The sequence below is a fragment of the Nitrospiria bacterium genome (assembly GCA_036397255.1).
Classification (GTDB): Bacteria; Nitrospirota; Nitrospiria; order DASWJH01; family DASWJH01; genus DASWJH01.
In genome coordinates this window covers 37,453-50,995 of the sequence record DASWJH010000079.1, presented here as the reverse complement: position 1 = coordinate 50,995, position 13,543 = coordinate 37,453, and the positions used below count along the sequence as shown (strand labels likewise).

Below are 13,543 nucleotides of genomic sequence, written 5' to 3'. Positions count from 1 at the left end.
CCGGAGAACCTTTTTATTTTTGTGGAGCCAGGGTTCCTACATCAATAAAGGGCATTGCTCCCCCGATCACCTGAGGAAACCTCCCATCCCATTTCTCAATGGCTCTCAACTGTAAAATCGTTGGGCTGATCGTTTCTCTCTGCATTCTCTGAGACTCTGCTTCCGCTTTGGCTTGGGTTATTTTCTGTTCTGCTTCGATTTTAATTCGATCCAAATCCCGCTTTGCCTTCAATGCCTGTTGTTCGGCGGTCTGTTTGGCTTCAATGGCTGAATTAAATTCCCGAGAAAAGGAAAAATCAATAATGTTGAACCCGTCGGTAATAATATTAAATTGCAAAAGACGCTCCTTTAAGTTGGATTCAATGCTTCGGCTGACCTCGCTCCGGCGGGTAATCAGCTCTTCTGCGGTAAACTGGGCCGAGACGGCCTTCACGGATTCTTGGACTGCTGGATCAATCACACGGTCTTTAAAAAATAGACCGATATCTTGATAAACGGTATTTACCTGGCCGGGATCAATATGATAGTTGAGGGCAATGGTGGATGAAACGGTTTGAAGGTCTTTGGATGCCGCGGTTGCATCGGTTTGTGATTTTTGAACCTTAACATCTACGGTAATGATGTCTTCAATAAAGGGGATTTTAAATTGAAGGCCTTCATTTAAGATGTGATCTTTAACCCCGCCAATTTTGCTGAAGATAACTCCCCTTTCCCCTGCACCCACAATCTCAAATGAGGCACTGATGGTTGCTACAAGGAAAACCAGGACAATCACCCCGATGATCAGTTTCGGCCCTTTGTCCAAAAAAGGTATTTTGGTTAAATCATAGGTATCTTTCATCTTTGCCTCCACTATACCGGTTATCCCCTTTATTTTATCCTATGGAAAAGGGGGATCATTCAAAATTTTATTAGTTATTAATGGTGTTTTCGAGTTTCGTTGGGAAAAAAAATTAACTATTTTATCTCATGAATACCAATTTAATTGTTGGAAGTTTATATGTGATCTTGGGCAAAGCCCCATTCAGAAAAGGATCTGGTTCTTATTTTTTGATCCCTTCGAGGAATTTCCCCAACGGGAGTTTTCCTTGGGGGTGTTGCTTGGCTTTCTCACCCAAAACCTTTGGCCGAATGGGCCGGTTGAGTCCCATTCCCCTCTACCCGGGTTCCATTGGGTTTCCCCTTGGTTGTTTTGGAGAGTTCTTAAGTTTGTTTGAAAACAATCATTTGAAGAGGTCTGGGTAAAAACACTTGAACAAAAAACGATGCTTTCAAAAGTTGTTAAAAGCTATAAGATAGTAATCACATTGGGTTTCCCTGTCAATGAATTTCTAAAATTTCCTCCAGGGTCATATTCCCAATGGTTTCTTTGAACATAAGAGCCATTTTTTTTTAATTCTTATTCAACGGCAAGGGAATACGTGGCAAAAGAGAGATTGAAGGTTATAAAACATAGATCACGGGAAATTCTTAGGAGATGGGAAAGAAAATAATAAATTTGAACGGATCGATTGAGAAAATGAGGGGAGTTCAAGAGTGGTTATGGAAAAGGCTTTTCTTGGAGTGAGGAGGCAATTTGAGATCTAGTTGAGGGAAGGGTGAAAAACGTGGGAAATAGTCAAAACCCAAATGGAATCACAATGTTCCAAAACCTTAGAGGCTTGCTTTATTCCCTTATATCTCCTATACTTGAAAAAAATGGAGGATGGACATTCTCAATGCCTCGGTTCGCTTACAGAATCGGAAAAAGCGATGGTACGATTCTTGAGGAGAAAGTTGACGCAGAAAATGAAGAGGACCTGAAATCGGATTTGGAGTCAAAAGGATACCTTGTTTTTTCTGTTCGAAAGCTTCAGGGTTTAAACCTCTCCTTCTCCCTCCCTCAGTTCTCAAGCCGTATTAGTCAACGGGAATTTCTTATCTTTAATCAAGAATTTTCGGCCCTTTTAAGAGCCGGGCTTCCAATTATTCGGGTGATCGATATCTTGGTGGAGCGGGTGGAAAACCCGGGTTTCCAAAAGGACCTTATGGCTGTCCGTCAAGAGATTAAAAATGGAAGCGCTATTTCCGATGCCATGGCCAAACACCCTCGTCATTTTCCTGAATTGTATGTGGCTTCCCTCCGGGCGGGGGAACAAAGTGGAAACCTCTCGGAAATCCTAGATCGGTTTATTTCATATCTGAAAAGGATGATTGCGGTTCAAAGAAAGGTCATGACTTCCCTTTCTTACCCCAGTTTTTTAGTGGTGGTTTCTGTTGCGGTGGTTTTATTTTTATTAACGTTTGTGATGCCAACTTTTTCGGATATTTATAAGGAATCTAATGCGCAGCTTCCCCAAAGCACCCTTTATCTCATGGGCTTTGTGGATTTTTTAAAAGAATATTTCCTGGCCATAATCGCGGTATTGGTCCTGATGCTGATCGGTTTTCGTTATTGGGTTAAAACGGAGACAGGACGGCGAAACACAGACCGGTGGTTATTAAAAATTCCTCTTCTGGGAAGTTTAATGATTCAGCATAATATTATCCGCGTATCTAGGACCCTATCCACCATTTTAACGGGGGGGATTCCTTTGGTTCCCGCACTGGGGATGGTAGTTCGGGCGGTGACCAATCAAGATTTATCTCTTAGGATTCAGCAATCCATGGAACAGGTGAAGGAAGGAGTGAGTTTGGCCAGGGCATTTGCGGGAATGGCTTTTTTCCCACGTATGCTGGTTGAAATGGTTGAAGTTGGAGAGCAAACAGGCTCTCTTCCAGAAATGCTTCGGGAGATTGCAGATTTCCAAGAGGATGAGTTGGATCTCAGACTCACTCGCCTAATGACATGGATTGAACCTTCTATTTTGTTGATCATGGGGGTTTTTGTTAGTACCATTGTCATCATTATGTACCTCCCAATTTTTAATTTAGCAGGAACCATTCAATGAGGTTACCCGGTTTTGGGAATAAGAGTTGGACCATCCATGGTTGAAGGTCGGACCCCCTTTTTCAAGGATAAAAAATGAAAGGATTATTCAAACGTAAGCGGATTGGGGAACTATTGATTTCAGAAGGTCTTCTTTCGGAAGAGTTATTGGGTGAATTGCTCCTTCTGTCCCAAAGGGACGGGAAACCGTTAGGGGAGATCCTGGTCTCCCGCGGCCATGTGACCGATGAACAATTGTCCCAAACGCTTGCGGTTCAGTTTGACCTCCCTTTTTACGCTTTGGAAGGATACCGAATTGGTCCTCTATTTTTTAAAACCATTCCGGTGGAGTTGATGTATCGATACCCGTTTATTCCTCTAGAAGAAGAAAATGGTGTGCTGACCATTGCCATGTCCGATCCCTCCAATTTGACTGCCGTGGATGAATTGGAAACCCACCTGAAGCGCGAACTTCGAATTGGCGTGGGTACCAAGAAAGCCATATTGGAGGTGCTCAAACGAAGCGAAGGCTCGGGTGAAGTCCTCAAGAAAATCGAAACGGACTTTAAACCCGAATTGATCCGAGAGGATGAAACGGGGGAGGAATATTTATCCGTTGAAAAACTTTCAAAAGATTCAAGTCCAGTCATTAAGTTGGTGGATACCATTTTGTTGACTGCTCTTCAGAAGCGAGTAAGCGATATCCATATTGAGGCCTCCGAAAAAGAAGTGTTTGTGAAATACCGGATTGACGGTGTTCTTTATTCGGCAATGGAAACCCTGGATATAAAATTTCATCCTTCTTTGATTTCAAGGATTAAGGTGATGTCTGAATTGGACATTGCTGAAAAAAGGGTTCCTCAGGATGGGCGTTTTCGAATGCGATTGGAGCAAAAGAAAGTGGATTTTCGTGTTTCCATTCTTCCAAGCATTTTTGGCGAAGATGTGGTCATTCGCATTCTGGACAAAGAATATATTACAGCTGATATTGACGAATTACGTTTAGACCGGTTGGGTTTTAACCAAGAGGACCTACGGAAATTCCGTAAAAGTATTATCGAACCCTATGGGATGGTTTTGGTTACGGGACCGACGGGTAGTGGAAAAACAACCAGTCTATATGCCGCGGTGACCGAAATCAATAATACGGAGGACAAGATTATTACCATCGAGGATCCGGTTGAATACCAATTACAGGATGTGGTCCAAATTCCCGTCAATGAAAAAAAGGGCCTCACCTTTGCCCGGGGGTTGCGATCGATTCTAAGGCATGATCCCGATAAGATCATGGTGGGGGAAATCCGTGATTCCGAAACCGCACAGATCGCAATTCAATCTGCGTTGACGGGCCACCTGGTGTTTACCACGGTCCATGCCAATAATGCCTTTGATGTGATCGGACGTTTTATTAATATGGGGATTGAGCCTTACAATTTTGTTTCGTCCCTTAACTGTATTTTGGCTCAGCGTTTGGTCAGAAGCTTGTGTGGTTTTTGTAAAAAAGAAGCACGGTTGACCCGTGAGTTGTGTGAAGATTCGGGGTTAGATTATGAGAAATTCAAGGATGTTCCTGTTTTTATCCAACAAGGCTGTCCGGAATGTCATAACACGGGGTTTAAGGGACGGAAAGCAATTACCGAATTTTTAGATATGTCGGATGTTATTCGAGAGATGATTCTTAACCGACGGCCTTCCTCCGAAATTCGGAAAGGGGCCATTCAAGGGGGAATGACAACCTTGCGGCAAGCTGGACTGGAAAAGGTTTTTCAGGGGGAAACGACGCTCAGGGAAATTAATCGGGTAACCTTCATCGATTAACATCTTTTTTAATTCTGTCCAAGAGGGATTTCAGCCCCTTTTGGCAAAAGAGGGGTATGGGAATGGGTTTTTGGCCCCAATTTCAACCCAGGGTGGGTTTAAATTTTGGCGCTTCTTCCCTGGCTTTGGTAAAGCTGAAAGGAAGAGGAAGAAGTTCTCATCTTCACCGGTATCAGGTGCACAAGATGAGCAAAGAATTCCTAATCCCTTCTCCCACCGGTCGTAATATTCAAAAGCCGGAGGAAATTAAAAAAATCATTCAAAACCTATTTGAAGAGGAAAAAATACGACGCCAACCCATTTCCCTCAGCCTCCCAGATCTCGCGGTCAAGGTTCTTCTTTTGAAATTGGATCATTTACCCAAAAAGAAGGAGGACTTGGACCAATTGGTCCGTTGGAATATGGAAAAAACTTTTTTGTCTCCCTTAAAGGAAGCCCAACTCTCCTACCAGATTTTAAAACGGGGGAAAAGTGAGGGAAAGAAACACTATGTGGTGGCCTCCATGATTCAACGAAACATTTTATGTGAATATGAGGATCTGATACGGTCATTGGGATGTTATCCGGTCCTCATTGATATTTCCTCTTTTCATGTGCTGAATTTGTGCCGGGAAATTCTTTCCAAAGAGATTTCGGGGGAAGAAGGGTTTCTTTTTGTCAATGTCTTTGATTCTAATTTTACCATTATGATTTTCAGTCACGGTCTCCCGGACTTTATCCGGATTAAAGGTTTTCAGGATCGTCAGGTGTCCGCGCCAGGAGAGGGGGTCTCCCGCAGTGAAAAAATTACTGAAGAAATAGAAACCTCTTTCCGGTTTTATCGCCGGGAAGGACCAACCGAAACCATCAATACCATTTTCCTTTTTGGTGGACCTCAGATGTCTGATTTGATTTCCCCATTAGAAGAGCGATTTCCTTTAAAAGTTCATCTTTTAGATCTGCAACCCTTTGTGGCAATGGATGGTTTTTCCTCCGTGGATGGGGAAGATGTCCCTTTTGTGATTCCCGCTTTAGCCGCGGCCATGGGAAGGTAGGACTTTAGGTATGGATCCGGCCCACTCCACCTCCGAAAATACCCCTCCTCCTTCCCCGAAAAGGTCCCAGGTCATTCTTCCTTTTCGAATCAACCTCTCCACTGAACCTTACGGTTCTATAATTTTGCTTCAATGGGTTTTGCTTTTTCTGTCGATAGGGTTGTCTTTGATTTTTGTGATGGGCCTGACCCAACTTCAAACCATAAAAGAGGATACTGCTCGATTTCAAAAAAGCGTTAAAAGGGTCCTTAATCAACAAAATGATTTGAAGGCTACCTTCGAGGGCGGGCCCGCGGGTTCTCTAGGGGAAAAGGATATTCTAAAAGAGGTTAATTTTGCCAATGCCCTGATTATACGCAAATCGTTTTCTTGGACGTCTTTTTTCTCCAGTTTAGAAGAGCCCGTTTCACGAGACATTTCAGTTTCCAGGGTTCAGCCGGAGGGAAAGGATAACGGGGTCCAAATCGAAGGAAAGTCGTTATCTTTGCACAGTTTAACCCAGTTTATTTTGGAACTTGAAAAGTCACCTCATTTTGACACGATATTTTTGGCGAACCAAAAAAAAGACAAAGAGGGTAGAATTCAGTTTTTGATTACCTTTCGCTATGTAGAATAATTTTAATTGAGAAAATAAAGTGGATTATTTGGGAATTTTAAAGCGGTATCGGAAATTAAAAATCGGAACCCTCCTGTTTTTATTGGTTCTTCTTTCCAATGCTTTTTTGTTTATTGGTTTTGTGTTTCCCCATAAAATGAAACGGAGTGAAACGGTATTTCAGTGGGAGGAATCTCGAAAAAAATTAAACCGAATACATTCTTTAAAAAATGCAGAAGTTCAATTGAAAGGATGGAAGGAATTGCTGAAATCCAAAGAAGATTTTTCAGAGACCATATCTTCTATTTCGAAAACCGCGAAACGGCATCGAATTGACATTCCCTCCATTTCATATCAACAGCAAGATTTAGAACTCAAAGGACTCTCCAAAATATCCTTTTCTTTTACCATCAACAATCGTTATGATAGAATCCGAAAGTTTATCTATGATCTTGAAACCTCAGAGGAGTTTTTAATCATTGAGGAATTGGTGGTGGAAAATTCGGCAAAGAAGGAAAGCCAGGATGTAGAGGCTCAAATGAAGGTTTCCACCTTTCTTGTTGAAAGAAGGGTGGGGTAAAGCTAATCCAAATTTTATCCCCCATTTGGACCTTTTTCTTGGAAATGGGAAACCTCTTTGTTTCAGCTTCCTTTTTTTTTATATTGGGCATTCATTTGACCTTCCTAAGGTGGGTAACACCCTTCAAAAAGGAGAACCCTGACCCAAAACCTATTTCCTAGCCCGGGTGAAAGTGAAATAGTTTTTACGAAAGCTTAACCAAGGGGTACCAGCCGACTAAAAGGAGAAAAATTTTTCCAATATATGCTTTTTTTTTTCCAATTCAGTTGGGGTTGGCAAAGTCTTTAAATGGGAATACCCAAAAAAGGAAAATGAATTCAAAGGCTTAATGACAAAATGGAAAATGTTTCGGATGGGGTATTTGGCATGAGAATTGCCTAAATCCTTTGTAATTTAAGGTTTTCCGATATAAGGGATTACCTTTCTTGGGATTTTGTTTTTTCAAGGGGCCCTTTTTAGGTTAGAAACACTTTCCAGAAAAAAAGAAGGAGGAGAGGTCGTGAGTGAACAAGATTTTACTCATTTTAATACAGAGGGGCGTGCACGGATGGTTGATGTTTCAGAGAAAAATGCAACCTTTCGAACGGCGGTTGCGACCGGACAGGTTTTTATGCTCCCTAATACATTGGAAAAAATCCAACAGGGGAAAATTGCCAAAGGAGATGTTCTGGCTGTTGCTCAGGTTGCCGGGATTATGGGGGCCAAAAAGACTCCGGATATTATTCCGATGTGCCATCCTCTTTTGTTAACCAGTGTAGACATTCTTTTTGAAGAACAGGCCGATCCCAATGAGGATGGCCTTTGTTCCATAACCATTACCGCAACGGTAAAAGTGGGTGGACAAACCGGGGTTGAAATGGAGGCCCTCACCGCCGTCAGTATAGCTGCTTTAACCATTTACGACATGTGTAAAGCCATTGATAAGGGAATGTATTTTACCGGTATGGGGTTGCTTTCTAAATCGGGCGGAAAATCGGGACCCTTTAAACGAAATCAGCCCTTGGGTGTTAAATGAGCTCGATGATTAAGACCGATGGGCTAACGAAAATTTATTCCTCCGGATGTAAAGCCATTGAAGATTTAAGTTTTGAAGTTTATCCAGGAGAGATTTTCGGGTTTCTGGGTCCAAATGGGGCGGGGAAGAGTTCAACAATTAAAATTTTAACTACCCTCTCACGTCCGACCTCCGGAACGGCTTTTGTGGACGGCCATGATGTGATGAAACAGGCGGGATTGGTTCGGGAAACCATTGGATATGTTGCCCAGGAAACCGGGGTGGACTATTTTATGTCAGGCAGGGAAAATCTGAACCTTCAAGGACGACTCTATCGGCTTTCCTCGCACCTCATCCGGGAACGGGTGGGAGATTTACTTCAATTTTTTGATCTTCAGGATTCAGCAGATCAATTGGTTTCCACCTATTCGGGAGGAATGCGCAGAAAGCTGGATATTGCCTCAGCCCTAATTCATCGTCCACGCCTGCTTTTTTTGGATGAACCCACCCTGGGTCTGGATCCACAAAGCCGGTTGGCCTTATGGGATCTAATCCGGCGGTTGAATCAGGCATTTAAAGTGACGGTCTTTTTAACCACCCATTATTTGGATGAAGCAGACACCCTGGCTCAACGAATAGGGATCATCGATCAAGGTCGAATCCGAGTCATAGGCACCCCTGATTCCCTAAAGGATGAAATTAAGGGGGATTCGGTGAACTTATCGTTTGAAAGTTTGAACGGCGTGCAAAAGCAGATGGTTACGGCCCTCCGGACAGAACCCTATGTCAAAGATCTTTTAGAGGAGGAAAAAGGTGTTCGCGTTTATGTTGCCAATGGAGGTGAGGCGATTCCCCTTATTTTAAAATCTCTGCAAAGTAAAAATTTAGAGGTAAAATCGGTAACCATGTCCCGACCGAGTTTGGACGATGTGTTTTTAAAATACACCGGAAAACGCATAGAAGACTCCGCGGACTCTGGGGATGGAAACCCCTGGTGGGCCAAGTGGCAAAAAGGAGGTTCCTGGGGAGGGCAAAAGGGGAAAGGGAAAGCAGAGGAAGAGTCTCCAAAACTAGAGGAATGGGAGAACGACCCAAAAAAATGGAATGTTTCTGAAACAGGTGGCCAAAAAGGATGGCCTTCGGATGCCTCCTCCTGGAGTTCCAAAGAAGAAGGGGATCATTCAAAAAACCAAGAAACGAAAACCTATTGGAAAGCAGACGAAAAAAATAAGGAGTGAGGGGAATGTACTTTTTTCTTGATACCTGGTTTCTTTTTCAAAAATATATGAAGATTACCCTCCGGATGCCCCTATGGTCCCTTTTTACCTTAGTGCAACCTCTGATTTGGTTGCTGATCTTCGGACAACTTTTTAGAAATTTTTCCAGCATGCCCGGGTTTCCCTCTCAAAGTTATATGGAATTTTTCCTCCCAGGGGTGCTGATCATGACCGTTCTTTTCGGTTCTTCATGGTCAGGGGTCAGCCTGTTGAGGGAGTTGAATTTTGGAGTGGTTTCAAAAATGTTGGTCAGCCCTATTTATCGAAGTTCCATTGTTTTGAGTCGAGTCTTACATTCGGCCGTAACCGTTTTAATCCAGACGCTGATTATTTTTGGGGTGGCCTGGGTAATGGGTGCCGCCACCCCGGTCAGCGGGATTTCTTTTTTGCTTACTTTGGTTTTAATTTTTTTATTGGCAGTTGGGTTTGCTTCCCTTTCCAACGGATTTGCCATGGTTTTACAAAGGGAAGAGCCATTGGTGGTGATCGGAAACCTCATGACCCTGCCTCTTTTATTTTTTTCATCGGCCCTGGTTCCTGCGGAGTTCCTCCCTTCATGGATTGGGGTCATTGCTTCCGTCAACCCGATCCATTATGCTGTAGAGGGGGTGCGGAAGGTATTGGTGGGGGATTTTACCTTGCAATCATTATGGCTAGAGCATGCGGTCCTTTTGGTTTTCGCCGTATTGACATTGGTTTGGGCAACCTTTATTTTTATGAGACGGAAGGATTAGTTCCTAGAAGGTCTATTGCATTTTGGAATGGTGTTATAAGGAAGGGGGTTAAGAATGGCAAAAATTAAGCTTTTCGCTGTATTAAAAAAAGTGGCGGGAAAGGATGAGATCGCTCTCCAGGTTGGGAATGGGATGAAACTCAAAGATGTTCTCCTTCAAATCAAGGGAGAGTTTCCACAAGTCGTTGATCTGGTTAAAGAAAAAAAGGTCATGGTTTCTGTTAACCAAGAGATTGCCGATGAGAATACCATTGTCAAGGAAGAGGACGAGGTGGGAATTCTTCCACCCTTTGCAGGGGGAAGTGTGGGAGCGACAGAATTGGTCCGGATCCAGCGAGAGAATTTTTCGGTGGATGAAGAAATTGCCCGTGTTAAAAAGAGTTCAACCGGAATCGGAGGTATCGTGACCTTTTTGGGAATTGCCCGGGACAACTCCAAGGGAAGAGACATTGGCGGTTTAAGCTTTGAATATTACGAGGGAATGGCTCAAAAACGGCTTCTGGAGATTCGAGAAAAGGCCATAAAGGATTTTGACATTATTGAAGTGGGTATCCTACACCGCTACGGTGAAATTACCATCGGTGAAAACATTGTTTTAATTGTAGTGGGGGCCGCTCACCGTGCAGAGGCGTTCAAAGCGTGTAAATGGGTTATCGATGAATTGAAACAGATTACCCCCATCTGGAAAAAAGAAGAGACCCCTGAGGGGGAAGTCTGGGTCGATTATCACCCGTAGGCCGTTCTAAGAGGGTTTGATGAGAGACAAGGAACCGTCCTGTTCTGTCCTATTTTTGAGACATGGCGCCACGGATTATCAGGACGATCGGATTTATAAGGCAGAAGACGATCCCCATCTCAACGGGGCGGGGCTGGGCCAAGGAAAGGAATTAGCCCGCTGGCTTGGAGGGCAAGATATTTCTGCCATTTATGTTAGCCCTACAGCCAGGACACGGCAAACCGCTGAACCGATTGTTCTAGAGCTGGGTTTAAAGGCCGAACTGAAACCTGATTTAAGAGAGAGGGATTTTGGGGTGTGGGAAGGTCTTACATTTGATGAAATTGAAAACCGTTATCCAGAGGGGTTTTCGGCTTGGAAAAAGGACCCGATTTCCTATAAACCAGAAGGGGGGGAATCCATCTTGGATTTGAAGAGACGACTTCAGGTTCAATTGGATGGTATTATTTCAAAACACCTTGATCAAAGAGTCCTCGTGGTCAGTCATGTGGGCCCGATCCGGGTGGCGATGACCTCGGCTTTGGGAATGCCGGTGGAGAATTACCGGCGGATCAATATTTTTTATGGATCTGCAAGCCGGGTGAATTATGGGAAAAGGCAACCCAATTTAATTTATATGAATCACCTTCCAGGAGGGCGGGAACCCTAATCCTTTTTGGGGGTCTTTCATTTTGGAATTCATTGATTTTTTGCTTGAGGAGGAAAACCCATGTGTGATTTACACGATCATGATCACGACCTTGAAATTCAAGATAATGTCGAGGCTGTTTTAAGAATAAATGGTTCGGTTGCACGGCCTCTGGAATTGACCTATGAAGATCTTCTTCGACTTCCCCAGGATTTATATGTGGAAGACGTAGGCAAAGTGATCCCGGGCGTCAAAGGGGAAGGGATCCTGTTGAAAGGTATTTTAGAGGTTGCAAAACCCGAAGCGGGAACCAAGGCGGTGACAGTACGAGCGAGCAATTCAGCATTTACTGCAAATCTGTCACTGGAAGAATTGGAAAACCATGGAATTCTCGTATACCGCCAAAATGGAGAACCCCTCTCACCAGCATCTGGAGGGCCCATCCGTTTATATATCCCTGGGGATACGGTGGGTTGCAGCAATGTGAAAAGTGTGGGGTTAATCCATATCGATTCTCCTCAATCCCATCATCACGACCATGATCACGACCACGACCATGATCATGACCATCCCCATGACCATGGTTCTCACCCTCATTAAGCCGATTTTCCCTACGGTGGATCCCCCCCAAAGGAGGGGTTTGGCCGTGGGTGTGGAAGGAATCGAATGAAGGATGCCCCCAAGGCAACGGGGGACATTCAAAGTTCCCTATTGAGGAGCGGTGACATTCTGATCACGAAGCGTTCATGCTGGAGTTGATAATATTGTCAATGATTTGTAAACTATGACCCTTACCCCGAATGCTTGAAAGGAGTTTGGAATGAGAAAACCCCCCTCGAAACGAAAATCCACTTCTCAAGGTTTGAGACGAAAAACCAAACCTAAAAAACCGGCCAAGAAAAAAGGGGATTTAAACCCCATGAGGGTAATGGAACTCAGTTCGGCTTATTGGAACTCCAAAATCATTCATGTGGCAAACCATTTGGATATTTTTACCAGGTTAAAAGAGCGTTCCGCCACCTCAAAGGAGTTGGCCTTAGAATGTGGGGCCGATGAACGGGGCATTGAACTTTTGCTTATTGGATGCACCGCTTTGGGATTACTTAACCGCAAAAAAGGGGCTTATTCTAACAGTGCCCTTTCTAAGACTTTTCTTGTAAAAGGGAGCCCCCGTTTTCAGGGGGGAATCGTTTCCATGTTTGAAGACTGGTACTCTCCCTGGGGAGAGCTTTATCAATCGGTTGTAAAGGGAAAACCCGCCATTAGTAAACCCCATGATCAAAGTGAGGAAGCCGTTCGAAATTATATTATGGGAATGCATTACCGGGGTGTGGCTCAAGCCAACCTGTTGGTTCGGACCATTGATGTTCGGGAAAGGCGTCAAATGTTGGACGTTGCAGGAGGTCCTGGAACCTTTACGATTTTTATGTGCCGGAAAAATAAAAAGTTAAAAGGTTTGGTGTTTGATCTTCCTCAAACCCTTCGAATTACCCGGGAGTTCATTCAGCAATTTGGGGTGGAAGGGCGGGTTTCCACTCAGGAGGGAAATTACCTGGAAGATGTTTTTCCAACCGGGAATGATGTATTATTGCTGTCTTCCATGATGAACCAAGAGCCCCCGGAGATTGTCCGCTCCATTTTTAGAAAATCTTTTGACGCCTTAGAGTCCGGTGGTCTCTTAATTCTTCAGGAACAATTACTCAATGCTGAAAAAACAGGCCCTCTCCTCCCGGCATTAATTGGTATTAATCAACTCATTCATACCCCCGGTGGAAGAAATTATTCAGTTTTAGAATTTTCCGAATGGCTCCGGGAAATTGGGTTCCTGCAAGTCAAAGAGGTTCGAATGCCAGAACCTACCCCCTTTACGGTTTTAACAGGACGGAAACCCTAGTTTTATCCATTTTAATAAGGTTAGGTTTCCGAAGTTTCCTTTTGGGGGGTTGCCGGTTTTACTCATGCCCAAGGGCGTTGAGGTTCAGTTCCCGGCGATGAATCGGCCTTTTGAGATTTCCTTTTCCCGTAAAGTAGGCTTATTTTCCATAGGGGCCAAAGGGGTGTGGAGCGATTTTTTGGATAAACACTTCTATTTTAGCAATGGAAGGAAATATTAGGGAAATCTTTTCACTCTATGGGAAGAATGATAAACAGGCCGGGGGCATAAAGGGTCTGGGGATTCTCCTTTTTTTAAAAATTCAGGTTAAAAGGGGGTGGATTTCAGGAATAAAGTCAAGCATTTG

General features: G+C 43.8%; 13 protein-coding genes. 12 read left to right on the top strand and 1 reads right to left on the bottom strand.

Going from position 1 to position 13,543, the window contains the following annotated elements; translation table 11 throughout:
* Nucleotides 1-13 precede the first annotated feature (13 nt).
* Nucleotides 14-841 (bottom strand): prohibitin family protein, encoded by an 828-nt coding sequence (locus VGB26_10405; GenBank protein ID HEX9758193.1) that lies wholly within the window; start codon nt 839-841, stop codon nt 14-16.
* A gap of 877 nt (nt 842-1,718) precedes the next feature.
* Between VGB26_10405 and VGB26_10400 the strand changes: the two genes are divergently transcribed.
* The 12 genes from VGB26_10400 (at nt 1,719) to VGB26_10345 (ending at nt 13,197) form a co-directional block, all read left to right on the top strand.
* Nucleotides 1,719-2,930: a type II secretion system F family protein gene (locus tag VGB26_10400; GenBank protein ID HEX9758192.1), complete on the top strand. Its 1,212-nt coding sequence runs from the start codon at nt 1,719-1,721 to the stop codon at nt 2,928-2,930.
* A 74-nt stretch (nt 2,931-3,004) separates the two neighbouring features.
* Entirely contained in the window at nt 3,005-4,726 is a 1,722-nt protein-coding gene (locus tag VGB26_10395) for an ATPase, T2SS/T4P/T4SS family (GenBank protein HEX9758191.1), read from the top strand.
* Between the two features lie 62 nt (nt 4,727-4,788).
* Nucleotides 4,789-5,760 (top strand): pilus assembly protein PilM, encoded by a 972-nt coding sequence (pilM, locus tag VGB26_10390; GenBank protein HEX9758190.1) that lies wholly within the window; start codon nt 4,789-4,791, stop codon nt 5,758-5,760.
* Nucleotides 5,761-5,770: 10 nt separating this feature from the next.
* Entirely contained in the window at nt 5,771-6,376 is a 606-nt protein-coding gene (locus VGB26_10385; protein HEX9758189.1) for a PilN domain-containing protein, read from the top strand.
* 19 nt (nt 6,377-6,395) lie between these two features.
* Complete coding sequence (locus VGB26_10380; protein ID HEX9758188.1) at nt 6,396-6,935, top strand: GspMb/PilO family protein; 540 nt, start codon at nt 6,396-6,398, stop codon at nt 6,933-6,935.
* Nucleotides 6,936-7,434: 499 nt separating this feature from the next.
* Nucleotides 7,435-7,950 (top strand): cyclic pyranopterin monophosphate synthase MoaC, encoded by a 516-nt coding sequence (gene moaC / locus VGB26_10375; protein ID HEX9758187.1) that lies wholly within the window; start codon nt 7,435-7,437, stop codon nt 7,948-7,950.
* Nucleotides 7,947-9,167: an ATP-binding cassette domain-containing protein gene (locus VGB26_10370; protein ID HEX9758186.1), complete on the top strand. Its 1,221-nt coding sequence runs from the start codon at nt 7,947-7,949 to the stop codon at nt 9,165-9,167. The genes moaC and VGB26_10370 overlap by 4 nt, the downstream gene beginning before the upstream one ends.
* A gap of 5 nt (nt 9,168-9,172) precedes the next feature.
* On the top strand, nt 9,173-9,940 hold the full coding sequence (locus VGB26_10365) for an ABC transporter permease (GenBank protein HEX9758185.1): 768 nt from the start codon (nt 9,173-9,175) through the stop codon (nt 9,938-9,940).
* 54 nt (nt 9,941-9,994) lie between these two features.
* A complete protein-coding gene (locus VGB26_10360; protein HEX9758184.1) occupies nt 9,995-10,675 on the top strand; it encodes a molybdenum cofactor biosynthesis protein MoaE in 681 nt (226 codons plus the stop codon).
* Between the two features lie 19 nt (nt 10,676-10,694).
* The gene (locus VGB26_10355) at nt 10,695-11,324 is read left to right on the top strand and encodes a histidine phosphatase family protein (protein HEX9758183.1); all 630 of its coding nucleotides are present in this window, start codon (nt 10,695-10,697) and stop codon (nt 11,322-11,324) included.
* 60 nt (nt 11,325-11,384) lie between these two features.
* Nucleotides 11,385-11,903 carry a molybdopterin-dependent oxidoreductase gene (locus VGB26_10350; protein HEX9758182.1) on the top strand — a complete coding sequence of 173 codons (519 nt, stop codon included), beginning with the start codon at nt 11,385-11,387 and terminating at the stop codon, nt 11,901-11,903.
* Between the two features lie 220 nt (nt 11,904-12,123).
* Nucleotides 12,124-13,197, top strand: coding sequence for a methyltransferase (locus tag VGB26_10345; protein HEX9758181.1), 1,074 nt, complete (start codon nt 12,124-12,126; stop codon nt 13,195-13,197).
* The last annotated feature ends 346 nt before the right edge of the window (nt 13,198-13,543 follow it).

Bases quoted from the DNA above. Each gene is read 5' to 3' on its own strand.
- pilM (HEX9758190.1), top strand. From the start codon at position 4,789: ATGGGTTTTTGGCCCCAATTTCAACCCAGGGTGGGTTTAAATTTTGGC.
- VGB26_10350 (HEX9758182.1), top strand. From the start codon at position 11,385: ATGTGTGATTTACACGATCATGATCACGACCTTGAAATTCAAGATAAT.
- VGB26_10370 (HEX9758186.1), top strand. From the start codon at position 7,947: ATGAGCTCGATGATTAAGACCGATGGGCTAACGAAAATTTATTCCTCC.
- VGB26_10385 (HEX9758189.1), top strand. From the start codon at position 5,771: ATGGATCCGGCCCACTCCACCTCCGAAAATACCCCTCCTCCTTCCCCG.
- VGB26_10355 (HEX9758183.1), top strand. From the start codon at position 10,695: ATGAGAGACAAGGAACCGTCCTGTTCTGTCCTATTTTTGAGACATGGC.
- VGB26_10405 (HEX9758193.1), bottom strand. From the start codon at position 841: ATGAAAGATACCTATGATTTAACCAAAATACCTTTTTTGGACAAAGGG.
- VGB26_10365 (HEX9758185.1), top strand. From the start codon at position 9,173: ATGTACTTTTTTCTTGATACCTGGTTTCTTTTTCAAAAATATATGAAG.
- VGB26_10360 (HEX9758184.1), top strand. From the start codon at position 9,995: ATGGCAAAAATTAAGCTTTTCGCTGTATTAAAAAAAGTGGCGGGAAAG.
- VGB26_10395 (HEX9758191.1), top strand. From the start codon at position 3,005: ATGAAAGGATTATTCAAACGTAAGCGGATTGGGGAACTATTGATTTCA.
- VGB26_10345 (HEX9758181.1), top strand. From the start codon at position 12,124: ATGAGAAAACCCCCCTCGAAACGAAAATCCACTTCTCAAGGTTTGAGA.
- VGB26_10400 (HEX9758192.1), top strand. From the start codon at position 1,719: ATGCCTCGGTTCGCTTACAGAATCGGAAAAAGCGATGGTACGATTCTT.